The 23,465-nt window shown below is 41.0% G+C and carries 20 protein-coding genes and 3 tRNA genes; 21 read left to right on the top strand and 2 right to left on the bottom strand.

The window, feature by feature from the left end; all coding sequences use genetic code 11:
• Positions 1 to 79 precede the first annotated feature (79 nt).
• From purL to ACT3CD_RS06800, 4 genes are all read left to right on the top strand, one after another.
• Positions 80 to 2,308, top strand: a complete 2,229-nt coding sequence (gene purL / locus ACT3CD_RS06815; RefSeq protein ID WP_444644179.1) for a phosphoribosylformylglycinamidine synthase subunit PurL — start codon at positions 80 to 82, stop codon at positions 2,306 to 2,308.
• A 92-nt stretch (positions 2,309 to 2,400) separates the two neighbouring features.
• Positions 2,401 to 3,135, top strand: coding sequence for a bifunctional demethylmenaquinone methyltransferase/2-methoxy-6-polyprenyl-1,4-benzoquinol methylase UbiE (ubiE, locus tag ACT3CD_RS06810; protein WP_444644177.1), 735 nt, complete (start codon positions 2,401 to 2,403; stop codon positions 3,133 to 3,135).
• A gap of 53 nt (positions 3,136 to 3,188) precedes the next feature.
• Positions 3,189 to 3,893 carry a type IX secretion/gliding motility protein PorT/SprT gene (porT, locus tag ACT3CD_RS06805; RefSeq protein ID WP_444644175.1) on the top strand — a complete coding sequence of 235 codons (705 nt, stop codon included), beginning with the start codon at positions 3,189 to 3,191 and terminating at the stop codon, positions 3,891 to 3,893.
• Between the two features lie 187 nt (positions 3,894 to 4,080).
• A complete protein-coding gene (locus ACT3CD_RS06800) occupies positions 4,081 to 5,643 on the top strand; it encodes an NAD(P)/FAD-dependent oxidoreductase (RefSeq protein ID WP_444644173.1) in 1,563 nt (520 codons plus the stop codon).
• Here ACT3CD_RS06800 and ACT3CD_RS06795 read toward each other — a convergent pair.
• Positions 5,640 to 6,413, bottom strand: coding sequence for a TrmH family RNA methyltransferase (locus tag ACT3CD_RS06795; protein WP_444644171.1), 774 nt, complete (start codon positions 6,411 to 6,413; stop codon positions 5,640 to 5,642). The genes ACT3CD_RS06800 and ACT3CD_RS06795 overlap by 4 nt on opposite strands.
• Positions 6,414 to 6,523: 110 nt before the next feature.
• Here ACT3CD_RS06795 and tamL point away from each other — a divergent pair, with 110 nt between their 5' ends.
• Positions 6,524 to 8,851 carry a translocation and assembly module lipoprotein TamL gene (gene tamL / locus ACT3CD_RS06790; RefSeq protein WP_444644169.1) on the top strand — a complete coding sequence of 776 codons (2,328 nt, stop codon included), beginning with the start codon at positions 6,524 to 6,526 and terminating at the stop codon, positions 8,849 to 8,851.
• Positions 8,852 to 9,002: 151 nt separating this feature from the next.
• Here the strand turns inward: tamL and ACT3CD_RS06785 are convergent, their stop codons facing one another.
• Positions 9,003 to 9,998, bottom strand: a complete 996-nt coding sequence (locus ACT3CD_RS06785) for a class II fructose-bisphosphate aldolase (RefSeq protein WP_444644167.1) — start codon at positions 9,996 to 9,998, stop codon at positions 9,003 to 9,005.
• Positions 9,999 to 10,453: 455 nt separating this feature from the next.
• Here ACT3CD_RS06785 and ACT3CD_RS06780 point away from each other — a divergent pair, with 455 nt between their 5' ends.
• The 16 genes from ACT3CD_RS06780 to rpoB all read left to right on the top strand — a co-directional run bounded on the left by ACT3CD_RS06780 (position 10,454) and on the right by rpoB (position 23,461).
• Entirely contained in the window at positions 10,454 to 11,773 is a 1,320-nt protein-coding gene (locus ACT3CD_RS06780) for a sodium-dependent transporter (protein WP_444644165.1), read from the top strand.
• 58 nt (positions 11,774 to 11,831) lie between these two features.
• Positions 11,832 to 12,887 carry a helix-hairpin-helix domain-containing protein gene (locus ACT3CD_RS06775; protein ID WP_444644164.1) on the top strand — a complete coding sequence of 352 codons (1,056 nt, stop codon included), beginning with the start codon at positions 11,832 to 11,834 and terminating at the stop codon, positions 12,885 to 12,887.
• A gap of 352 nt (positions 12,888 to 13,239) precedes the next feature.
• Complete coding sequence (gene rpsU / locus ACT3CD_RS06770) at positions 13,240 to 13,431, top strand: 30S ribosomal protein S21 (RefSeq protein ID WP_444644162.1); 192 nt, start codon at positions 13,240 to 13,242, stop codon at positions 13,429 to 13,431.
• A 97-nt stretch (positions 13,432 to 13,528) separates the two neighbouring features.
• Positions 13,529 to 14,419: a tyrosine-type recombinase/integrase gene (locus ACT3CD_RS06765; protein ID WP_444644160.1), complete on the top strand. Its 891-nt coding sequence runs from the start codon at positions 13,529 to 13,531 to the stop codon at positions 14,417 to 14,419.
• A 12-nt stretch (positions 14,420 to 14,431) separates the two neighbouring features.
• Positions 14,432 to 14,731, top strand: a complete 300-nt coding sequence (gene hpf / locus ACT3CD_RS06760) for a ribosome hibernation-promoting factor, HPF/YfiA family (RefSeq protein ID WP_444644158.1) — start codon at positions 14,432 to 14,434, stop codon at positions 14,729 to 14,731.
• A 267-nt stretch (positions 14,732 to 14,998) separates the two neighbouring features.
• Positions 14,999 to 15,071 (top strand) — tRNA-Gly (locus ACT3CD_RS06755).
• Between the two features lie 8 nt (positions 15,072 to 15,079).
• Positions 15,080 to 15,151: transfer RNA gene (locus tag ACT3CD_RS06750), tRNA-Thr, on the top strand.
• A 59-nt stretch (positions 15,152 to 15,210) separates the two neighbouring features.
• The gene (gene tuf, locus ACT3CD_RS06745; RefSeq protein ID WP_444644157.1) at positions 15,211 to 16,398 is read left to right on the top strand and encodes an elongation factor Tu; all 1,188 of its coding nucleotides are present in this window, start codon (positions 15,211 to 15,213) and stop codon (positions 16,396 to 16,398) included.
• Between the two features lie 60 nt (positions 16,399 to 16,458).
• A tRNA-Trp gene (locus ACT3CD_RS06740) sits at positions 16,459 to 16,531 on the top strand.
• A gap of 35 nt (positions 16,532 to 16,566) precedes the next feature.
• Positions 16,567 to 16,761: a preprotein translocase subunit SecE gene (gene secE / locus ACT3CD_RS06735; RefSeq protein WP_444644155.1), complete on the top strand. Its 195-nt coding sequence runs from the start codon at positions 16,567 to 16,569 to the stop codon at positions 16,759 to 16,761.
• Between the two features lie 16 nt (positions 16,762 to 16,777).
• Complete coding sequence (nusG, locus tag ACT3CD_RS06730; RefSeq protein ID WP_444644153.1) at positions 16,778 to 17,323, top strand: transcription termination/antitermination protein NusG; 546 nt, start codon at positions 16,778 to 16,780, stop codon at positions 17,321 to 17,323.
• Positions 17,324 to 17,434: 111 nt separating this feature from the next.
• On the top strand, positions 17,435 to 17,878 hold the full coding sequence (rplK, locus tag ACT3CD_RS06725; protein WP_444644151.1) for a 50S ribosomal protein L11: 444 nt from the start codon (positions 17,435 to 17,437) through the stop codon (positions 17,876 to 17,878).
• 15 nt (positions 17,879 to 17,893) lie between these two features.
• Positions 17,894 to 18,589 (top strand): 50S ribosomal protein L1, encoded by a 696-nt coding sequence (gene rplA / locus ACT3CD_RS06720; protein WP_444644149.1) that lies wholly within the window; start codon positions 17,894 to 17,896, stop codon positions 18,587 to 18,589.
• Positions 18,590 to 18,617: 28 nt separating this feature from the next.
• Positions 18,618 to 19,136: a 50S ribosomal protein L10 gene (gene rplJ / locus ACT3CD_RS06715; RefSeq protein ID WP_444644147.1), complete on the top strand. Its 519-nt coding sequence runs from the start codon at positions 18,618 to 18,620 to the stop codon at positions 19,134 to 19,136.
• A gap of 36 nt (positions 19,137 to 19,172) precedes the next feature.
• Positions 19,173 to 19,547, top strand: a complete 375-nt coding sequence (rplL, locus tag ACT3CD_RS06710) for a 50S ribosomal protein L7/L12 (protein ID WP_444644146.1) — start codon at positions 19,173 to 19,175, stop codon at positions 19,545 to 19,547.
• Positions 19,548 to 19,651: 104 nt separating this feature from the next.
• Positions 19,652 to 23,461, top strand: coding sequence for a DNA-directed RNA polymerase subunit beta (gene rpoB, locus ACT3CD_RS06705; protein ID WP_444644144.1), 3,810 nt, complete (start codon positions 19,652 to 19,654; stop codon positions 23,459 to 23,461).
• Positions 23,462 to 23,465 lie beyond the last annotated feature (4 nt).

Here is a 23,465-nt window from a genome sequence, read left to right as displayed (position 1 = left end):
ATAATTATAGGGTCTGGAAAAGTTTTGTAAAAGTAGGTATTTTTATCTTTGTTTCGACCCTGAATTTAAACCTGGTAATATGACTAATCCCGAAACGACTATTTATGATGCTGAATCTTTCAACCTTACATCGAAGGAGTTTGAGCAAATTCAGAATATTTTAGGACGGTTACCCAATCGTGTGGAATTGGAATTTTTTTCGATATTGTGGTCTGAACATGCCAGTTATAAGAATTCTTCACACTGGCTTGAGATTCTACCCCGATCGGGAAATGACGTTGTGGTAGAGGCCGGGAAGGAGAGTGCCGGAGCAGTCGATATTGGCGATGGTCTGGTTTGTGTTTTTAAGGTTGAATCACATAATCATCCATGTGCTATTCAGCCCAGACTTGGCGCTTCGACAGGATTGCGCGTGGTAGCCCGCGATGTGTTTACAATGGGGGCCAAACCAAAAGCCTTTCTTAATTCCCTCCGTTTTGGAAATGGACAACGAGATACCGCGCGTTGGCTGTTTGAAGAAGTCGTTAACGGAATTGCCGATTTTGAAAAGGGATTTGGAGTTCCTGTGGTTGGCGGTGAAACGTTTTTTCACGATGGATTTAATTCTGCACCGGTCGTTAACAATATGGTGGTCGGAGTGGCCAAACGGTCAAACCTGGTATCGGCGGTTGCCAGAGGCGCCGGTAATATGGTGGCTGTAATTGGTGTTCCTACAGGCGTTGAGGGGGTTGAAGGCGATGCTTTTGAGATGGATTTTTATGCCGATAAAATGACGAAAATAGCGCCAGTCGGTTATTTGCAGAATGTAGAGGTTGAGAAAACATTGTATAAAATTATTGGGACGTTAATCGAACAGAAACTTGTTATTGGAATTCAGGGGGTTGGTGCGCAGGGAATGGTTGGTGCTGTGGTTGAAATGGCTCGTCGTGGCAAAGCTGGTGTTCGGGTTAGGACCTCTGATATACCCGTTGTTGATAAGGAATTGTCTCCCCGGGATATACTGGTATCTGAAACATGGGGACGTATATTAGTTTGTCTTGAGCCCTCGGCAATCGATAAGGTAAAGACTTTGGTTGAAGAAAAGGCGCTTTCCTTTGGTATTTTGGGCGAGGTAACCAACGATCAACTGTTTACGCTAGTCGAGAATCAGGCAACAATGGCACAGATGTCCGTTGATTATTTGGGGTTTGGTGGAAAGACCCCTGTTTACGAGCCGGTTTTCGAAACAGCTAAAGGTAATTTGATCAGTTATACCAGTGATAAAATTCAGGAGCCAGATCATTATCCAGCTGTCGTTAAAACCATGATGAGCTCTCTTAATCTGGTTTCAAAAAAATGGATCAGCCGAAAATATTCTGCCTCGTTGGGATCTCAGGATTTAAGCACTAAATATCCGTCAGATGCGTCGTTGATCGAAATTGAAAGTGGTGGCAAAGCCCTGACTGCAACGTTGGATGGCAATCCCGAATATATGACAGGTAACCCGTTTATAGGGGCTCAGATTGCCGTGGCCGAAGCAGCACGCAATATTATTTGTGCCGGCGGGAAGCCTCTGGCAGTCTCCGATTGTTTAAATTTTGGTAATCCAAATGACCCAAAAGCTTTTGGCGATTTTGTGGCTGCCGTAAAAGGCGTTGCCAAGGCTTGTCAGTTTTTTGATGTGCCAGTGGTTAGCGGTAATGTGAGCTTTTATAATCAACAATCCGAAGATGGGGTTATTGTTCCGATTATTCCATCGCCAATTATCGGTATGGTTGGGCTTTTAAAAGATGCCAGACGTCATACAACGCTGCCGTTTAGACATAAAGGCGATATGATTTTTATGATCGGTCAATCGCGGGAGGATTTTAATGGTTCTGAATATATTCGTAAAGTGCATGGTGTTAAATCTTCTTTACCGCCTTTTTATGACGCCGAAGAAGAAAAAGATTTACACAGCGTGGTAGCTGGTGTTATTGATGCGCAGTTGGCCCGGTCGGTTCATGATGTCTCTAATGGGGGGGTGTTTTTTACCCTTTTTGAGTGTGCCGAACCGCTTGGGTTTGGTTTTGATATTACCACCGACGCAGAAATACGGAAAGATGCTTTTTTGTTTGGGGAATCGCAAAGCCGGGTCGTTGTTTCTGTGGCGCCTGAGAAACAAGACTTATTTGTGGATTATATGGTTGCCAGTGCGTTTCCTTTCTCAATTCTGGGTCATGTTACTAAAAGTGAAATTCGTATTGATGATGAATCCTTCGGTTTTATTGAAGACTTAAAAAAGATTTTCGATAATGGCCTTAAGCATTGGGTAGATGCCACTGTTTAAGTGTTGTGGCAAAGACAATGTTTTTTGTTTTGTGAATTATTAATTTTGTTTTTGAGGATTGGTCTAATTTTTTTACGGAAATAGATATAGAAATGAGTGTAAAACCTTACGGAAATCAAATTGGGTCAAAAAAGGAGCAGGTAACACAAATGTTTAACCGTATTGCGCCTAAATATGATTTACTTAATCATTTATTGTCTTTTCGAATCGATAAGCTTTGGCGCCGGCGGGTGGTGAAACTTATTAAACCGCTTCGTATGCCCGATGTATTGGATTTGGCTACGGGAACCGGTGATTTGGCTATTGCAATCGGTCGTAAAGTAAAACCCAATGTTATTTATGGGGTTGATATTTCTTCGGGTATGCTGGCTTTGGCTGCAAAAAAAGTATTGAAGCATCAACTTCAGCATAAAATAGTATTGAAGGAGGGCGATTCCGAAAATTTACCTTTCGAAAAACATTCGTTTGATGTGGTTACGGTTGCTTTTGGAGTTCGTAATTTTGAGAATTTACAGGCCGGACTGTCTGAGATGGCACGGGTGCTGCGTCCTGGCGGAATGGTGATCGTTCTCGAATTTTCTAAGCCTTTGTCGTTTCCCATGAAGCAGTTATATCGTCTGTATTTTACGCGTATTTTACCATGGTGGGGCGGACTCATTTCGCGCGATAAAGAAGCTTACTCTTATTTGCCGGCGTCGGTATTACAGTTTCCTGATGGTAAAGATTTTGATGATGAACTGGTAAAAGCCGGGTTAAATCCTGTGCGTCGATGGAAACAAACCTTTGGAATTGCCACCATTTATGTTGCTTTAAAGCCTGAACAATAAAAAACCGGCACATCCGTTTTCCCATTAGAAGATGTGTTATATTGATTTTTTTTATGAAGCTTCGGTTGTTAATTGTTTTTATGGTTGTTACAGGTTGTGTTTTGGCACAGCCCAATAAGCAACGCGTTCCTAATTTGCCGGGTTTCGATGCGAGTCCCATTCATTTTGGGTTTTACATTGGCTTTAATATGATGGATTTTCATGTAACGCATAAGAATCCCGCAATGCTTGGCGATGTTGAACCCCGGTATGCTGAAGTTACAGCGCTTAATCCGGGGATTAATCTTGGAATGGTCTCTTCTTTTCGCATCAATAAGTATTTGAATATTCGTTTGTTACCCGGTATTAGTTTTGGACAACGTGATCTTCTTTTTGTAGATGCTAATGGAGTTCAGGATGAAAAAGCGTTGGCTGTTAAGTCTACCTATTTGGAATGTCCCTTGTTGTTGAAATTCAGCGGGGCACGTATGACTAATGCAAAGCCTTTTTTTATTGCGGGTGTTAATCCCCGTTACGATCTGGCCAAATCGAAGAAGGATGGTATCGTTGTTCGCCCTTTTGATACCTATCTTGAGATTGGGGCCGGGTTTGATTCTTATATGACTTATTTCAGATTTTCTACAGAACTTAAGCTTTCGGTCGGGTTGAGGAACATTCTTGACCCTGATGGGACCGGCGAACCTGAAGATGTTTTGTATACAGAGGTGATGGATAAAATAACTTCGCGTATCTTTGTGCTTACTTTTTATTTCGAATAATCAATTTTGTTTTTTTATTAGTGCTTGCCCGGGAACTCTAATTATCGATAAGAAAGCTTTTTTCTGAGACTTTTTAAGTTAGGGGAAGAGTGCGTTTGCTGGTGTAAATGACTATTCTTAGGCCTGGAATAACGCAAAAGTTGGACTTTTTTTGCAAGCACTAAATAGAAGCCCTTTTTTATATTCAATGAAGACAGACATTGCTCTACGTATTTCTCCGGCCGAAGCTGCCAACGACGCAGTTTTGAAAAAATTGATGGCCGCTACAATTAAAGTTAAGCCGGCTCAAATATCAGCATTTCGAGTTGTTAAACGTTCCATTGATGCCCGACGTAATCCGGTCATGTTACAGCTCACCATAGAAGCATGGGTTGATGAAAAAATGCCGGTATTCCCGGACATTCACTTTGATTATCCTGATGTGTCAGCGGCACCCACAGTTATTGTTGTGGGAGCGGGGCCTGGTGGCTTTTTTGCAGCAATGCGTCTTATTGAGAGAGGTTTACGTCCGGTGGTCCTTGAGCGTGGCAAGTCGGTGAGTGAACGTAAAAAGGATGTTGCCTTATTAAACCGGAATCATCCGGTTAATTCTGAATCCAATTATGCTTTTGGGGAAGGTGGTGCCGGTACCTTTTCTGACGGAAAGCTTTATACCCGTAGTACTAAACGTGGCGATTTTAATCGTTTTCTTGAAATTTTATGTTTCCACGGTGCTGATAAAGATATATTGATTGATGCTCATCCGCACATTGGGACAGATAAGTTACCCGGCATTATGCGAAGCATTCGTGAAACCATTATCAGCAGTGGAGGCGAGGTTCATTTTCAAACACGGGTGGACGATTTTATTTTGGACGGGGATCGTTTAACAGGCGTTATTACTGCCAATGCAGATAAGGTTTATGGCGAGGCTGTGGTTTTAGCCACGGGTCATTCAGCCCGTGACATATATGAATTATTACATCGTAGGGAGGTTTTGATTGAAGCAAAGCCCTGGGCTTTGGGTGTGCGAGTGGAGCATCCGCAGGAGCTTGTCGATCAGATTCAGTACCATACCCCCGAAGGACGGGGGGATTATCTACCGGCAGCTTCGTATAGTTTTTCGTGTCAGGTGGAACAGCGGGGGGTTTATTCTTTTTGTATGTGCCCCGGAGGTTTTATCGTTCCGGCAATGACAGGCCCCGACGAAATGGTGGTGAACGGGATGTCGGCATCTGGACGTAACAGCCCTTTTGCTAACAGTGGAATGGTTGTAGAGGTGCATCCCGAGGATTTGAAAGGTTATGAGCAGTATGGCCCTTTGTCAGGTTTGATGTTTCAGCGCGAGGTGGAAAGGTCTTGTTATATCAATGGAGGTAAAAATAATATTGCACCGGCACAAATGTTAACCGATTTTGTGGATGGCCGTTTGTCTGCCGATTTGCCTGAAACGTCATATCTGCCTGGCGTGATAGCTTCTCCATTGCATTTTATTTTACCCGATATGGTAGCCGGACGCTTACGTCAGGGGTTTGAGCAGTTTGGGAAGTGGGCGCGTGGCTTTTTAACCGACGAAGCGATTGTGTTAGGGGTTGAGTCGCGAACATCTTCACCCGTTCGTATTCCGCGGTTACCTGACACATTAAGTCATCCACAAATTACAAACCTTTATCCTTGTGGGGAAGGGGCTGGCTATGCTGGTGGTATAGCTTCATCGGCTCTTGATGGTGAGCGTTGTGCCGATCGTATTGCGGACAGGTTGACGCGTTAATCGTGATGTGCGTGTCGTCGAAATTCAGCACAGATGATGGCTGTGGCAACACCTACATTTAGCGATTCTGAGGTGATATGTGCGGGTGGAAACGATGGAATTGTGATTTTTTCCGTGATTTGCTTTGCTGTTTCAGGCTTGATGCCATTTCCTTCGTTGCCCATTACTATAATGCCTGTGTTTTGAAGTGGTGAAGAATAAATGTTTTTCCCTTCCAAAAAAGCGCCATATACAGGTGTTTGATTGCAATTGTGGTAATCTTCCAAAAATTGAGACAATGATGAGGTGTAGTGAACATTTACTCTGGCCATTCCGCCCATTGATGCTTGCACAACTTTGGGATTAAACCAGTCTACCGTGTCATCACTACAAATGATATGTTGTATCCCGAACCAGTCGGCCAGCCGGATGATGGTCCCCAGATTTCCCGGATCTTGTATGCCATCCAACGCGAGGGTTAATTCGTCCTTGATGGCATCAATTTTGATGTCAAATGTGGGCTGCTTAAAAAGTGCCAGAACGTTTTGAGGGGTTTTTAATAAAGAAGCGCTGGTGAGCTCTTCTTTGCTGATAAGAACAGGCGTGGTTGAGGTCGTTAATGGACTCGGATATGTCCAGTCTTTAGTGCAGGCAATCAAATGAGGTTGGAAGCCAGTCTTCAATAATTCATTAACTGTTTTTTCGCCTTCGGCTAAGAACAACCCTGTGAGGTTTCGTTGTTTTTTTTGTGCCATTGAGGCAATCAGTCGCTTCTGATTCTTACTTAGCATGATACATTTTTTTACCTTTACCCGCAAAAGTAGTAATATTACCTCATTGTTGGAGTCTGAACAATCGCTTTAACAGGCTTTTGTTGATTATTAATTTTAAAAAAGCAGGAATGCGCACACAGGTTCGTTTTTTTCTTTTGGTTTCTGTCGGAATTGTTTTAATGCTGGCTTTTAATGCTTGTAATTCCACAAAGTATGTTCCTGAAGGAGAACGTTTGCTCAGGCGTGTAAGCATTAAAACTTCTTCTTCTGAAATATCGAAAGAGGATCTGAAATTGTATTTACGTCAGGATGGGAATTTGCGCATTTTGGGTATATGGCGTTTACATCTGGGGGTTTACAATCTTTCTGGCCGTGATGAGTCAAAAGGGTTTAACCGATGGCTTAGACGAATTGGAGAAGCGCCGGTTATTTTTGACTCCACATTGGTTGATCGTTCTGTGGAGCAGATGTCTTTATATATGCGCAATCAGGGCTATTATCTTTCTGAAGTGACGGATACAGTTATTTTTCCATCACGGCGAAAAGCAAGGGTTGTTTATAATATCCAGTCCGGTCCGCAGTATAAAATTAATAACCTTAGTTATCGCATTGAGGATGACAGTCTGGCAACGTTTTTTTATCGCGATACCACACGTACTCTGCTGAGGAAAGGTCGTGGCTTTACGTCTGACATACATGACCGGGAGAGGGACCGTATTACTCGTAATTTGCAAAATAAAGGGTTTTATAATTTTTCGAAAGAGTATATGTACTTTATAGCCGATAGTTCTGTCGGCAATTATCGGATAAATGATACATTGGTTTTGGTGCGTCCTCCTGAAAATGTGGCTGGCCGTAATAAAAATGGGAGTCATACCCGGTATGTAATCGGCGATGTCTATTTTCAGGTGGGAGAAGATTACCAAATGGGCGAAGATTTCTCTTCAGCCTCATCGGCTTTGCCGGATACTGTTTTTCTGTCGGGTTTTTATATCGTATTTAAGGACAAACTTGATTTTAAACCTGATGTTTTGATTAATAGTAGCTACATATATCCAGGCGATTTGTATCAGGCCGATTTGGTTGAAAAAACACAATCGTTGCTAAGTGGCTTACGGATTTTTAAATATATCAACATTCGATTTCGTGAATTACCGGGAGTGATGGATGAGAATGGTAATCACATACTGAACTGTATTGTTCAAGTGGTTCCCGGCCGTTATCAGTCGGTTGCTTTTGAGCTTGAGGGTACCAACTCATCCGGGAATCTTGGTGCAGCAGGGAATGTTAAGTATCAGCATAAAAATGTGTTTAATGGGGCTGAGATGTTTACTTTCAATACCCGGTTGTCCCGTCAAAATCAGTTTGTGACTAAGAGTGGCGCCAGTGAAGACTTTAACACCACCGAAATAGGGGGTGAGGCTTCGGTTGTTTTTCCTTCTTTTATTTTACCGTTTAAAATAGAGAAGTTTCGACAGCGTTACAATCCCAAGACAACCATATCGATGGCTTATAATTATCAGGAGCGTCCCGACTATACCCGGACGATTGCCAATATGAGGTATGGTTATACCTGGAAGGCTCACAGGTATAGCACACACTCTTTCTTTCCCATCGACTTTAATCTGGTTAATATTCCGGTGGTCGATTCTACTTTTCAGGCGGCCATTGAAAATACTTTTCTTAAATATACTTATGAGGATCACTTAATCCTGAATCTTAACTACACTTATCTGTATAATCAGCAGCAGATTGGTCGCAGATTCAATCCTTTCTGGTATTTTAGGTACACTTTTGAATCGGCAGGTAATGCGTTAGATATTTTCAGGCCTTTTTGGGAAAAGTCTTCATCGGGTGATTATAGTACTATTTTGGGCATCAGGTACGCACAATATGTTAAGACTGATTTCGACCTGCGTTATCACCAACCCATAAATAGGGTGACTTCTCTTACTTACAGGCTGTTTGTCGGGGTCGGATTGCCTTATGGTAATCTGGATGTGCTTCCTTTTGAGAAACGTTATTTTTCAGGCGGAGCAAATAGTATCAGGGCCTGGCCGGTTAGAGGACTGGGGCCGGGAACCTACAAGGAGACAACGTCTGCTTTTTATAATCAATCGGCCGATATCAAGCTGGAAATGAATGCTGAATATCGATTCCCTCTATTCTGGCTACTTGAGGGTGCTTTTTTTCTTGATGTTGGTAACATCTGGAGTATTCGTTCCAGTAGCAGTCTTGATGGTGGCTTGTTTGAATGGGATAAATTTTATAAGCAACTGGCTATAGGAACCGGTTTTGGAACTCGTTTTGATTTTAACTATTTTATTTTTCGTATTGATACAGGACTTAAGCTGCATGACCCGGCGGCTGTTGATGGTGAGCAGTGGATTCCTGTATCACGCCGGTTTACCTGGGACGATGTTGCATTTAACTTTGCCATAGGTTATCCTTTCTGATATTAAATAGCAGGGAGTATGGGGTTTTGCTTTTTTGAATTAAGTGATAACGTTTGATGATAAATTGGAATCGGAAGTTTAGCTTTTATCATAAAAAAGAGACTGTCTGAATATAGACAGTCTCTTTTTTATGATGTATATAGTAAGAAGATTAAGCTTTACCAGCTGATCCCAATACATTTTTGTTTTTGTGCATGTAAAGTTCTTTCAAACTATCGCGTGCAGGTCCTAAATATTTCCGTGGGTCAAATTCCTCTGGTTTTTCTGCCATCACTTTTCTGATAGCTGCAGTCATAGCCAAACGCCCGTCAGAGTCGATGTTAATTTTACAAACGGCTGATTTGGCAGCTCTGCGTAATTGTTCTTCAGGTATACCAACAGCTTCTTTCATTGCGCCACCATATTTGTTGATTGTTGCAACATGCTCTTGGGGCACTGACGAAGAACCGTGAAGTACAATTGGGAATCCAGGAATTCTTTTTTCAATTTCTTCCAGAATATCAAATTTCAATGGCGGTGGTACCAAAATACCGTCGGCATTACGGGTACACTGTTCGGGCGTAAATTTGTGTGCGCCATGTGATGTTCCTATTGAAATAGCCAATGAATCAACACCAGTCCGTTTTACGAAATCTTCAACTTCTTCGGGACGTGTGTAAGATGAATGTTCAGCAACAACGTCGTCTTCAACACCGGCCAATACGCCTAGTTCGCCTTCTACGGTTACGTCATGAGCATGTGCGTATTCAACGACTTTTTTAGTTAATGCGATGTTGTCTTCATATGAATGAGATGATCCATCAATCATGACTGATGAGAAACCGTTTTCAATACAGTCTTTACAAAGTTCAAATGTGTCACCATGATCAAGGTGAAGTACGATTGGAATTTCGTAACCTAATTCTTTTGCATATTCAACAGCTCCCTTGGCCATGTTGCGAAGCAAGGTTGCATTGGCATACTTGCGTGCACCAGATGATACCTGAAGAATAACAGGTGATTTGGTTTCAACACATGCCATTACAATGGCTTGCATTTGTTCCAGATTATTGAAGTTATAAGCCGGGATGGCATAACCTCCGGCAACGGCTTTAGCAAAAATTTCTTTGCTGTTCACCAGTCCTAATTCTTTGTAACTAACTGCCATTTTTTATTGTTTTATATTGGTTATATACTTAGTCAGGGACGTTATCGTCCTAAAAGCAAGACAAAAGTAATCAATGATTATTACTTATACAATTATAATTTAATGACCTGGATTAGGTTTACGTTTTATAAGTGTAATTTAACTTTTTACGAGAATTTTATATTTTTGTACTGTTCTTTTCAACATTATTATTTATAATATTGGTTTTTAGTGCTAGCCTGAAAATTTTAGCTTCAGAGTAAGAATGTGTTATTTCTGAGCTGGAAAAATGTGGGTTACTGTCGTAAATAGTCATTTGGAAAGAGTGCGTAGCGAAAAGTGGTGATTTCTTGCTGAGCTGGCACTATTAATAAATAATTGAGCGTAAGAATTAAATGTTTTTTGAGTGGTGTAGGTTATATAAATTAATATTCGTTGTTTAAATAAATTAGGTTGTTGTAAAATTTTAATAATATATGAATCAGGGAAATAGAGATGGGTTTGCCAGCCGGTTTGGCGTAATTGCTGCGGCGGCCGGGTCGGCAGTGGGATTGGGCAATGTTTGGCGGTTTCCTTATGTTGTCGGTGAAAATGGTGGCGGTGCTTTTCTTTTGGTTTATTTAGGTTTTGTTTTGGCCATTGGTGTGCCTGTTATGCTATCTGAATTATTAATTGGCCGCAAGTCACAGCGCAACATTTTTGGCGCATTTCATGTGCTGGCTCCGGGCCGGCCTTGGTTTTTGATTGGCTTAATGGGTGTTGGAGCGGCCTTCATGATACTCTCTTTTTACAGTGTTGTGGCCGGTTGGACCATGGAATATTTGTATTTGGCTTTTACAAATCAGTTAGCAACAGTGTCATCGGTCGAACTTAATCAGATTTTTAGTGAGGTTAAGTCGGGCGCCTGGCGACCGGTGTTTTTTATGGTTGTTTTTATGGCCATGACTGCTTTTATTGTAAAATCGGGTATTAATAAAGGTATTGAGAAATATTCAAAACTTTTGATGCCTGTCCTTTTTGTGATAATAGTGCTGCTGTGCATTCGCTCTGTAACATTGGAGGGTGCCTCTGCCGGACTTGAATTTTTGTTTCGCCCCGATTTCAGCAGGATCACGCCTCATGTTGTGCTGGAAGCTTTGGGACAAGCTTTTTTCTCGTTAAGTCTGGGGATGGGGGTGATGGCGACCTATGGTTCCTATATTAAAAAGGGCGAGTCGCTGGGAAAAACAGCCATATCCGTTTCTCTCACCGATACTGCGATTGCTATATTGTCTGGTATTGCCATTTTTCCTGCGGTCTTTGCTTTTGGTATAGAGCCGGGGGCTGGTCCCGGACTCGTTTTTGTGACTTTGCCCGGAATATTTAGTAAAATGATAGGTGGCTATTTTTTTGCTTTTATCTTTTTTGCGCTTTTGGTTATTGCGGCTTTAACTTCATCAATATCGCTTCTTGAAGTCGTGGTTGCTTATTTTACAGAGGAGCTTAAAATGAGACGGCGGGCGGCCACATGGTTGGCGGCAGGCCTTATGACGCTGCTTGGATTGATTTGTGCTTTTAATTCTACTGTATTTAATTTATTCGATAATACGTCTTCGAACATTTTGTTGCCTTTGGGCGGTTTCTTTATTGTTGTTTTCGTTGGTTGGTTTTTGGGCCATAATATTGTGCGCAGTGAATTAGAGGCCGATGGCCGGGTGGCTCGTTATTTCCATTTGTTTCTTGTAGTCATAAAAATAGTAGCTCCAGTTGCCATCGCTTTGGTGTTTTTAAATCAGTTGGGGTTGATTAATTTTTAGATCGCCTGATCTCTTTTTGTTGATTTTCTGAATTTTTGTTTTTAATTTTTGGACAAAAATGTGGAAAGACTTTTTGTCATTTACCCGTCGGGAACAAAGGGGGCTGATTGTTTTATTTGTAATCATAATTGTGGTAATTGGCCTTAGAATCGTGTGCCCATTGATGATACCACCGGTTGATTTTTCCCAGTATGTGTCTGATGTAACTTCAGTTGAAGAGACCTCAGTCGGGAACTCGGAGGTTGATGAAACGGTTTTATGTTTGCAGCAATCTTTTAACCCCAATACCGTTACCCGTGAAGCGCTTATTTCTTATGGTGTTGGCCGGAAAGTCGCCGATAACTGGGTGGCTTATTTACAAAAGGGCGGTTATTTCAAGAAAAAAGAGGATGTCCGGAAAATTTATGGGTTGAATGAGGACGTTTATCAGCAGCTGAAAGATTTTTTGGATATGGGTGTCGATGAACAAGTCAAACCGAAATCCGAAACTCCTTTGTTTGATAATTGGATTGATCTGAACTCGATAGATCGTTCAGAACTGAAATCGTTGGGCTGCAGAAATGAGATTATTGATAGCTTACTTTTATTAAAAGAAGAGTTTTGGTTTCCATCGCGTGTTCGTGAATCCTTATTATGTCAGTGGAATAATGATTCACTGTTGAAAGTCAAGACAACGTTAAAACCCCGATTCAAAAAATCAAATGATGATTTTTTTGTTATTGGCATGAATTTGTCTGATACAGCTGATTGGGCGGCGTTACCGGGCATTGGTCCGGTGCTGAGCCGTCGGATTGTTGCCTATCGCAATCGTCTTGGGGGTTTTGCTCAGGTTGATCAGCTAATGGAAGTTTATGGAATTTCTCCGCATTTGTTTGATCAATTAAGGCCTTACCTGCGTATTGATAGATTGTCACTGCGAACAATCAATGTTAATACAGCATCTTTAAGTCGACTTCGGAATCATCCGTATCTCGATTATTATAAAGCGAGAGCTATTGTTGAAGGTCGGCGTGCAAAAAAGAGATTTAACCAAATTGACGAATTATTAAATCTGGATGGTTTTGATACAGTCGGATGGCATAAAACGCGTTATTATTTATCTGTCACAGATTAGTTGGGACATCTTTTCGTCCGAAAGTTGTGATGTCATGGTGTTCATTAAGCATTTTAATGGCATTTTTTCAAATGGGTATGACGGATTAAATATTTGTTTTTTAAAAGTATACTGATGTAGTGGCAGCTAATTGGGATATTTCTGCTGCGGGGATAAATTGAATTAATGACAAAATAATTGATTTTTCTTTGACGTTAATGAAAAAAATCTTCAAAAATTTGTAGCTGTAAGGAAACTTCCTTTTCTTTGCAGTCGAAAAAATAAACCTGTTTAATTTTTATGTCTCTAACAGACTGAAAGCAGGATTATTATTTGTAATTTTGCAAGCCAAAAAAAATTAAAACACATAATTATGATAATTGTACCTATTAAAGAAGGCGAAAACATCGAAAGAGCTTTAAAGAAATTTAAAAGAAAATTTGAAAAGACTGGTACTATGCGTGAATTACGTTCACGTCAGGCATTTACCAAGCCTTCTGTTGTTAGCCGTGAGCAAAGAATGAAAGCTATATACGTTCAGCAATTACAGCGCGAGGAAGAATAGGCTTGTTCCGATATTTTTTTTCTTGTGTAGTGTCTTATTTATCTCTCTTTTTTTCGTATATTCGTTGAAAGAGGAGATTGATAAGACATTTTTGTTTATGCGCCATATAGAGAGCTTTTTAGGGTATCTGCAAAATGAAAAACGCAGTTCCCATCATACTCAAGTAGCTTACCAACACGATTTGGAGCAGTTTTTTGCCTTTCTTGGTGGTGACGAAACTGCGTTGTTGGCGTCCGTAAAGCCCAAAACCGTCCGTAACTGGATCGTAGAATTGCATAAAGCAGATATGTCACCGCGTACCATTCATCGTAAGATATCTTCGGTTAGGACTTTTTTTAAATACCTCCAACGATTAGGTATTATAGATGGAAATCCCGCAGCATCAGTTAATCTTCCAAAAACTCCCAAGCGTTTGCCTTTGTTTGTGAAGGAGCAAGAAATGGAGTTATTGCTGGATCACACCGATTTTGGAGACGATTATGAAGGCGTAAGAAATAAGCTGATACTGGAGCTTTTTTATGATACAGGAATGCGACTGTCCGAACTGGTTGAACTGCGCCATAGAGATGTTGATTTGACGGAGAAGATGGTTAAAGTATTAGGTAAAGGTAACAAAGAGCGCATTATTCCGCTGACAAATGAATCAGTTCTGCTGTTCAAAAGGTATAATGATGTTAAAAACGATACTTTTGGAACAACAGTTGAGCCTTGGTTGTTTCTTACTTCAAAGGGTGCAAAGATATACCATAAGTTAGTTTACCGGGTTGTTCATTCTTCTCTTCAGATGGTGACAACCATGCAAAAGAAAAGCCCTCATATTCTGAGGCATACTTTTGCGACCGTTCTGTTGAATCGTGGGGCCGATCTTAATGCGATTAAAGAATTGCTGGGTCACGCCAATTTAAATGCCACGCAAGTATACGCACACAACACTTTTGAGAAATTAAATGCTATTTATAAACAAGCTCATCCACGAGCTGAAAAATAAGGAGGCGAGATTATGAATATTACCATTCAATCTGTTCACTTCGATGCTGCTGAGCGGCTGGAGCAATTTATTCAACAAAAAGTTGGAAAATTGGATCAATTTTTTGAAGGCATCATCAAAGCGGAGGTTATTCTGCGGCTTGACAAGTCCGAGAGTCTTGAGAACAAAGTCACAGAAATAAGCCTTGATATTCCTGGCCAAAAATTGTTTGCTAAGAAACAAAGTAAAACGTTTGAGGAGGCTGTTGATTTATCGTGTGATGCTCTTCGCAAGCAGTTGGAAAAGCGAAAGGAAAAGATTAAAACCAAATAATTTAAAAAAGGATTTATTATTTTGCGTTGTTTGCAAAATTGTTTTACATTTGCACACCAATTTCAGTGTTTAAGCTGGATTTAAAGCTAATTAATAGGCTGGTTATCAATCATGATCAGCCTATTGAACTGAAATAAAGGAGGTATTTTATCCGACGTTTTTGCGGGTGAAAAACAGCCTTTTAGTTCAACGTTGGTAAGAGGAAATGCATCTGAAATTGATGTTTTTCTGATTTTTAATCACTAACTTTGTTAGCTTTAATGATTTGCGGGAGTAGCTCAGTTGATAGAGCATTAGCCTTCCAAGCTAAGGGTCGCGGGTTTGAGTCCCGTTTCCCGCTCTGAGGTTGCCGATGTAGCTCAGGGGTAGAGCGCTTCCTTGGTAAGGAAGAGGTCATGGGTTCAATTCCCATCATTGGCTCAAGTAAGTAAAAATTACGGTTTCAATATTGTTCTAATTGTCTTAAATTATCTAGTACTATGGCTAAAGAAACATTTCAAAGGACGAAGCCTCACGTTAATATCGGTACTATTGGTCACGTCGACCACGGTAAAACTACCCTTACTGCTGCTATCACTACCGTTTTAGCAAAAAAAGGGTTGTCCGAAGTTAAGAGTTTCGATTCTATTGACAACGCTCCAGAAGAAAAAGAGCGTGGTATTACTATTAACACCGCTCACGTTGAGTATTCTACTGAAAAACGTCACTATGCTCACGTAGACTGTCCAGGTCACGCTGACTATGTAAAGAACATGGTTACCGGTGCTGCCCAGATGGACGGAGCTATTCTTGTTTGTGCTGCTACTGATGGTCCTATGCCTCAGACTCGTGAGCACATCCTTTTGGCTCGTCAGGTAAACGTTCCCCGTATTGTCGTATTCCTTAACAAAGTGGATATGGTTGACGATGAGGAATTGTTGGAACTGGTTGAGATGGAAGTTCGTGACCTATTGAATTTTTATTCTTTTGATGGTGACAATACCCCTGTAATTCTTGGTTCAGCTCTTGGTGCTTTGAATGGTGAAGAAAAATGGGAAGATAAAATCATGGAATTGATGAATGCTGTTGATGAATGGATTCCTCTGCCTCCCCGTGATGTTGAAAAACCTTTCTTGATGCCTGTTGAAGACGTATTCTCTATCACTGGTCGTGGTACTGTTGCTACCGGTCGTATTGAAACCGGTATCATTAAAACTGGTGAAGAAATGGAAATCATCGGTTTGGGTTCTGAAGGCAAAAAGACCGTTTGTACAGGTGTTGAGATGTTCCGTAAAATTCTTGATGAAGGTCAGGCTGGTGACAACGTTGGTTTGTTGCTTCGCGGTATCGACAAAAAAGAAATTAAACGTGGTATGGTTTTGGCTAAACCAGGATCAATCACACCTCATACCAAATTTAAAGCTGAGGTTTATGTGTTGAAAAAAGAAGAAGGTGGTCGTCATACCCCTTTCCACAACAAATATCGTCCTCAGTTCTATCTTCGTACCTTGGATATCACTGGTGAAATCACTCTTCCTGAAGGAACTGAAATGGTTATGCCTGGTGATAATGTAACAATGACTGTTGAGTTGATCTACCCTGTAGCTCTCAACGTTGGTTTACGTTTTGCCATCCGCGAAGGCGGCCGTACCGTTGGTGCTGGTCAGGTAACTGAAATTCTTCAATAATTCAATATTAAGAATTAATCATATAAGGTTGAAATCGGTTTCCTGATTTCAACCTTTTATACGGGTGTAGCTCAGTTGGTAGAGCACTGGTCTCCAAAACCAGGTGTCGGGAGTTCGAGTCTCTCCTCCCGTGCTTTGTTTACTAATCCGGTTTAACCGCGCGTTGACATGAAAAAAATTAAAGTTTATTTTCAGGAAGTTTATAACGAGTTAGTTAATAAAACTTCCTGGCCTACATGGGCCGAATTACAAAATAGTGCCATTGTTGTTATGGTTGCTTCTGTAATTATAGCCATGGTTATATTTGTAATGGATTTTTCTTTTGATAATCTGCTTGAGTGGGTATACACTAAGCTGTATTAATAATACGTAGAACAGAATGGCTGATATTGATAAAAAATGGTATGTACTTCGTGCTATCGGAGGAAAGGAAAAGAAAGTAAAGGAGTACATAGAAAGTGAAATCGCCAGCCTGAACCTGCAGGATTATGTAACCCAGGTTTTGATCCCTACCGAAAGAGTGTATCAGATTCGAAATGGGAAAAAAATCAGTAAGGACCGTAATTTTTTCCCGGGCTATGTTATGATTGAAGCAGCTTTGGTTGGTGAGGTTCCTCATGTTTTGAAGAATATCCCTAACGTGATAGGTTTTTTAACGGATCGTAACGATATTCCAACCCCCATGCGCGAAGCTGAGGTGAATCGTATGTTGGGTAAAGTTGATGAACTTTCAGAAACAACCGAAGAACTCAATAATCCTTTCTTTGAAGGTGAAAGTGTTAAGGTTACTGATGGTCCGTTTAATGGTTTTACGGGTGTTATCGAAGAAGTTAACAGTGACAAACGTAAGCTGAAAGTAATGGTCAAAATTTTTGGCCGTAAAACACCGTTAGAATTAAGTTTTTTACAGGTCGTTAAAGAGTAGTTTCTTATTTAGTAGCGGGGCTTCCAGGATGAGTTAAACGACTTATCTCTACAAATGAAGATCTTTCTTACCAACGAACTGATATTTTAATAACCAATATGAATTGCTACAATGGCTAAAGAAGTAGAAACTTTTATTAAGCTTCAAATTAAAGGTGGCGCAGCTAATCCATCACCACCGGTGGGCCCTGCTTTGGGTGCAAAGGGTGTGAACATTATGGAATTTTGTAAGCAGTTCAATGGCCGTACACAGGATAAAGGCGGAAAAGTCTTGCCTGTGGTTATTACCGTTTACAAAGACAAATCATTTGATTTTGTAATTAAAACCCCGCCGGCAGCTGTTCAGCTGTTGGATGTGGCCAAGGTAAAATCAGGCTCAGCTGAACCTAACCGTGTAAAGGTTAGTTCTGTTACCTGGGAACAGGTAAAAGCTATTGCCGAAGATAAAATGGCCGATTTGAATTGTTTTACTGTGGATTCTGCAATGAGGATGATTGCCGGTACCGCCAGAAGTATGGGAATTACCGTTGATGGTGATTTTCCGGGTAACAATTAAAACTTGTTTGCAAAAATGACAAAACTAACAAAGAATAAAAAGTTAGCTTTAGCGAAGGTTGATGCCGATAAGGTTTATACCATTGAGGAGGCTGCCGACCTGGTAAAGGAAATGACTTTTACTAAGTTTGATGCTTCTATTGATATAGATATTCGTTTAGGTGTAGACCCGCGTAAAGCTAATCAAATGGTACGTGGTGTGGTTACTCTGCCTAACGGAACCGGTAAAGAAACCAAAGTTTTGGTTCTTTGTACGCCCGAAAAGGAAGAGGAAGCTAAGGCTGCAGGTGCAGACTTCGTTGGTTTGGACGATTATATCGAAAAAATCAAAGGTGGTTGGACCGACGTTGATGTTATCATTACCATGCCCAGTGTAATGGGTAAAGTAGGTGCCCTTGGACGCGTATTGGGACCACGGGGTTTGATGCCAAACCCTAAAAGTGGTACAGTTACCATGGAAATTGGAAAGGCTGTGAAAGAAGTTAAAGCCGGTAAAATTGACTTTAAAGTCGATCGTTATGGTATTATTCACACCTCTGTGGGTAAAGTATCTTTCAGTCCCGAACAAATTGTGGAAAACGTTAAGGAATTTATCAGTATGGTTAATAAGTTGAAACCCTCTTCTGCTAAAGGAACGTACGTAAAAAGCATATTCCTGTCGAGTACCATGAGTCCTGGAATTCGAATTGAACCCAAGTTTCTTGAGGTTTAATGTTTAATTTAAAGCGAAATTTGGAATCATGAAAAAGACTGAAAAAGCTACTATAATTAATGGTCTGGTCGACATTCTTACCGAGTACAGCCACTTTTATCTGACTGACACAAATGGTTTGAATGCAGGCGCAACCAGTGCACTTCGTCGTCTCTGCTACCAAAAAGACGTGAAAATGTTGGTGGTTAAAAACACCTTGTTTAAAAAAGCGATCGAGCAGAGTGAGAAAAGTATCGAGGGTTTAGATGTTGCTCTCAAAGGAACATCAGCCGTTCTTTTTTGTAATACAGGTAATATGCCTGCTAAGTTGATCAAAGATTTTCGCAAAAAAGAAGCGCTACCTGTTTTTAAAGGTGCTTATGTTGAAGAATCAGTTTATATTGGCGAGAGCCAGTTAGACGCTCTTTCAAACATCAAATCAAAAGAAGAGTTACTGGGCGATGTTATCGCATTGTTGCAATCACCTATCAAGAATGTTGTTTCTGCACTTCAATCAGGTGGAAATACAATTCATGGTGTGCTACAGACTTTAGAGAAGAGAAATTAAAATTTTACTAACAGAAATTTATTAACACTTACAAAAATGGCAGATATTAAAAAACTTGCAGAAGAATTAGTTAATTTAACTGTAAAAGAAGTTAGTGAACTGGCTAACGTATTGAAAGAAGAATATGGTATTGAGCCTGCTGCTGCAGCTGTTGCTGTTGCTGGTGCTGCTGCTGGTGCTGGCGAGGAAGCTGCTGCACAAACTGAGTTCGACCTCATTCTTAAATCTGCAGGTGGCTCTAAATTAGCCATCGTTAAGCTTGTAAAAGAAATGACAGGTGTCGGTTTGAAAGAAGCTAAAGAATTAGTAGACAAAGCACCAGCTGCTATTAAAGAAAAAGTTTCTAAAGAAGAAGCTGAGTCATTAAAAACGCAATTAGAAGAAGCTGGAGCAGAAGTTGAACTTAAGTAATCAGATAACCCTTGTATAAAGGGAGACGGTTTAGGAATCCGCATTGCGGAATCCTAAACCTTTTTATGCTTGTATGTTATTAAGTTCAATTAATTAGTTGATAGATGACTCCAAATACTGCCGAAAGAATTAGCTTTGCTACTATCAAGAATCAATTGTCATATCCTGATTTTCTTGAGATTCAATTAAAGTCTTTCCGTGAATTCTTTCAGTTGGGTTCTACACCCGAAGAGCGGAAGAGTGAAGGGTTGAATCAAGTATTTTTGGAAAATTTTCCGATTACTGATACCCGAAACAATTTTGTACTCGAATTTATCGATTACAATATTGATCCACCGCGGTACACTATTGATGAGTGTATTGAACGTGGGTTATCTTATAGTGTACCTCTTAAAGCTAAACTGAAGCTTTATTGTACCGATCCTGAACATGAAGATTTTGATACCGTGGTTCAGGATGTTTATCTCGGCACGGTACCTTATATGACCGACAAAGGTAGCTTCATTATTAATGGGGCGGAGCGTGTTATCGTTTCTCAGCTGCACCGGTCGCCAGGCGTTTTCTTTGGCCAAAGTATTCATGCCAATGGCACGAAACTTTATTCGGCTCGTATCATCCCCTTAAAAGGATCCTGGATTGAGTTTGCAACAGACATCAATAATGTGATGTATGCCTACATCGATCGTAAGAAGAAATTGCCTGTTACAACACTTTTACGTGCGATTGGTTATGAAGGGGATAAGGATATTCTTGGAATTTTTGACCTGGCCGATGAACTAAAGGTGTCTAAAGCTACGTTGAAAAAAGTCGTGGGACGTCGTCTTGCTGCCCGTGTGCTTAAATCATGGATAGAAGATTTCGTGGACGAAGATACGGGTGAAGTGGTATCTATTGAGCGTAACGAAGTTATTATTGACCGTGAAACGGTATTGGAAAATGAACATATTGACGAAATCGTTGATTCTGGTGTGAAAACCATCCTTTTGCACAAGGAACTTATAAATAGTAACGATTTTGCTCTCATTTATAATACCCTTCAAAAGGATCCTTGTAACTCCGAAAAGGAAGCTGTTGTCCATATTTATCGTCAGTTACGGAATGCCGAGCCACCAGATGAGGCTACGGCTCGTGATGTGATTGATAAACTTTTCTTTTCTGATAAACGATATGATTTAGGCGACGTTGGTCGTTACCGAATCAATAAGAAACTGAATCTGGATGTTGAGCTTGGCACCAAAGTGTTGACTAAAGCCGATATCATTGCTATTATAAAATATCTGATCGAGCTGGTTAATTCTAAAACTGATGTTGATGATATTGACCACTTGAGCAACCGTAGGGTAAGAACTGTGGGTGAACAGTTGTCCAATCAGTTTGGAGTCGGATTGGCGCGTATGGCTCGTACTATTCGTGAGCGTATGAACGTTCGCGATAATGAGGTTTTTACACCTATTGATCTGATTAACAGTAAGACACTTTCTTCTGTCATTAACAGCTTTTTCGGAACCAATGCTTTATCGCAGTTTATGGATCAGACCAACCCGTTGGCCGAGGTTACCCATAAAAGGCGTATGTCTGCTTTGGGTCCTGGTGGTTTGTCGCGTGAGCGTGCCGGCTTTGAAGTTCGTGACGTTCACTATACTCACTATGGCCGTTTGTGTCCGATTGAAACGCCTGAAGGACCTAACATTGGTTTGATATCTTCTCTTTGCGTATTTGCCAAAATTAATGATTTGGGTTTCATCGAAACTCCTTATCGTAAGGTAGATGATAAAAAAGTTGACTTGACCAATGAAGGAGTTGTCTATTTAAGTGCCGAAGAAGAAGAGGCTAAAACAATTGCGCAGGCGAATGCGCCGCTTGATGAAAATGGCGTTTTTGTTAACCAGCGTGTGAAAGCTCGTTTGGAAGGTGACTTCCCGGTTGTTGAACCGGAGGAAGTGGCCTTGATGGACGTTGCACCTAACCAAATTGCTTCGGTGGCTGCATCGCTTATTCCTTTCCTGGAACATGATGATGCAAACCGTGCTTTGATGGGATCTAACATGATGCGGCAGGCTGTTCCGTTGCTTCGTTCTGAATCTCCTATTGTTGGAACAGGCCTGGAAGCACCGCTGGCTCGCGATTCACGTACGCAGGTTGTTGCTGAAGGTGATGGTGTTGTTGAGTATGTCGATGCCGAAGAAATCGTTATTCGTTATGATTTGACTGACGAACAACGTTTTGTTAGTTTCGACCCGGATACAAAACGTTATCCTTTGACGAAATTCCTCAAAACGAACCAAAGCACCAGTATTAATTTACGTCCTATTGTTGAAAAGGAACAACGGGTGGTTAAAGGTCAGATTCTGACGGAAGGTTATGCGACTGAAAAGGGTGAATTGGCACTTGGACGTAATCTTAAGGTGGCTTTCATGCCCTGGAAAGGTTACAACTTTGAGGATGCCATCGTTTTAAATGAACGCATGGTGCGGGAAGACATTTTCACGTCTATCCATATTGATGAATATTCGCTGGAGGTAAGGGATACCAAACGTGGTTTGGAAGAACTTACAGCTGATATTCCCAATGTGAGTGAAGAAGCTACCAAGGATTTGGATGAAAATGGTTTGATTCGCGTTGGTGCTCATGTTAAGCCTGGAGACATATTAATCGGAAAAATTACGCCTAAAGGCGAAAGTGATCCTACACCTGAAGAAAAATTGCTTCGCGCCATTTTTGGCGAAAAAGCAGGTGATGTTAAAGATGCTTCATTAAAAGCATCACCATCTTTAAAGGGTGTTGTTATTCAGAAAAAGCTCTTCTCAAGAATTATTAAGGATAAGAAGTCCCGTTCGTCGGAAAAGCCTGTTTTGGCTAAGATTGATGATGAGTTTAATCGTTCTGTTAATGAGCTAAATAATCGATTGGTTGAGAAGTTATTTTCTTTGATCAATGGAAAAACCAGCCAGGGTGTCAAGGATTATTTGGGTGTGGATGTTATTTCCAAAGGGACTAAGTTCACGCTAAAGGTTCTTCAGGATATTGATTATTTGAGTATTAACCCGAATAAATGGACCACTGACAAAGATAAAAACGAATTAGTTCAACGGGTCATTCATAATTATCGCTTGCGTTATAAAGAATTTGAAGCCCGTGAAAAGCGTCAGAAATACAATGTGACCATTGGTGATGAGTTACCCGCAGGTATTGTTCAGTTGGCAAAAGTTTATATTGCCAAAAAACGTAAGATTACCGTAGGTGATAAAATGGCTGGTCGACATGGAAATAAGGGGATTGTATCACGTATTGTTCGTCAGGAAGATATGCCATTTCTAGCTGATGGAACACCTGTTGATATTGTTTTGAACCCATTGGGTGTGCCTTCGCGTATGAACCTGGGCCAGATTTACGAAACTGTATTGGGCTGGGCCGGAAAAGTTCTGGGGGTTAAGTTTGCAACGCCTATTTTTGATGGTGCTTCCGAAGAAGATCTGGTTAATTACACCAATAAAGCAGGCGTCCCTAATTTCGGTAAGGCTTATCTGTACGATGGTGGAACCGGTGATCGTTTCCACCAACCTGCTACAGTCGGCGTTATTTATATGTTGAAACTGGGTCACATGATTGAGGATAAGATGCATGCCCGTTCTATTGGTCCATACTCATTAATTACTCAGCAACCATTGGGTGGTAAAGCTCAATTTGGTGGTCAGCGTTTTGGTGAGATGGAAGTGTGGGCGCTTGAAGCGTTTGGTGCAGCCAATATTCTTCAGGAGATTCTTACCGTGAAATCTGATGACGTTATAGGTCGTGCTAAAGCTTATGAGGCCATCGTTAAGGGTGACCCCATGCCTGCACCAGGTATTCCTGAATCGCTCAACGTATTGCTACACGAAATGCGTGGCCTTGGTTTGAGTGTGAATCTTGAATAGTCTT

Origin of the sequence: Geofilum sp. OHC36d9, from assembly GCF_052400685.1 — a bacterium.
Lineage (GTDB): Bacteria > Bacteroidota > Bacteroidia > Bacteroidales > Marinilabiliaceae > CAZHHH01.
This window is presented reverse-complemented; position numbering and strand designations above follow the sequence as displayed.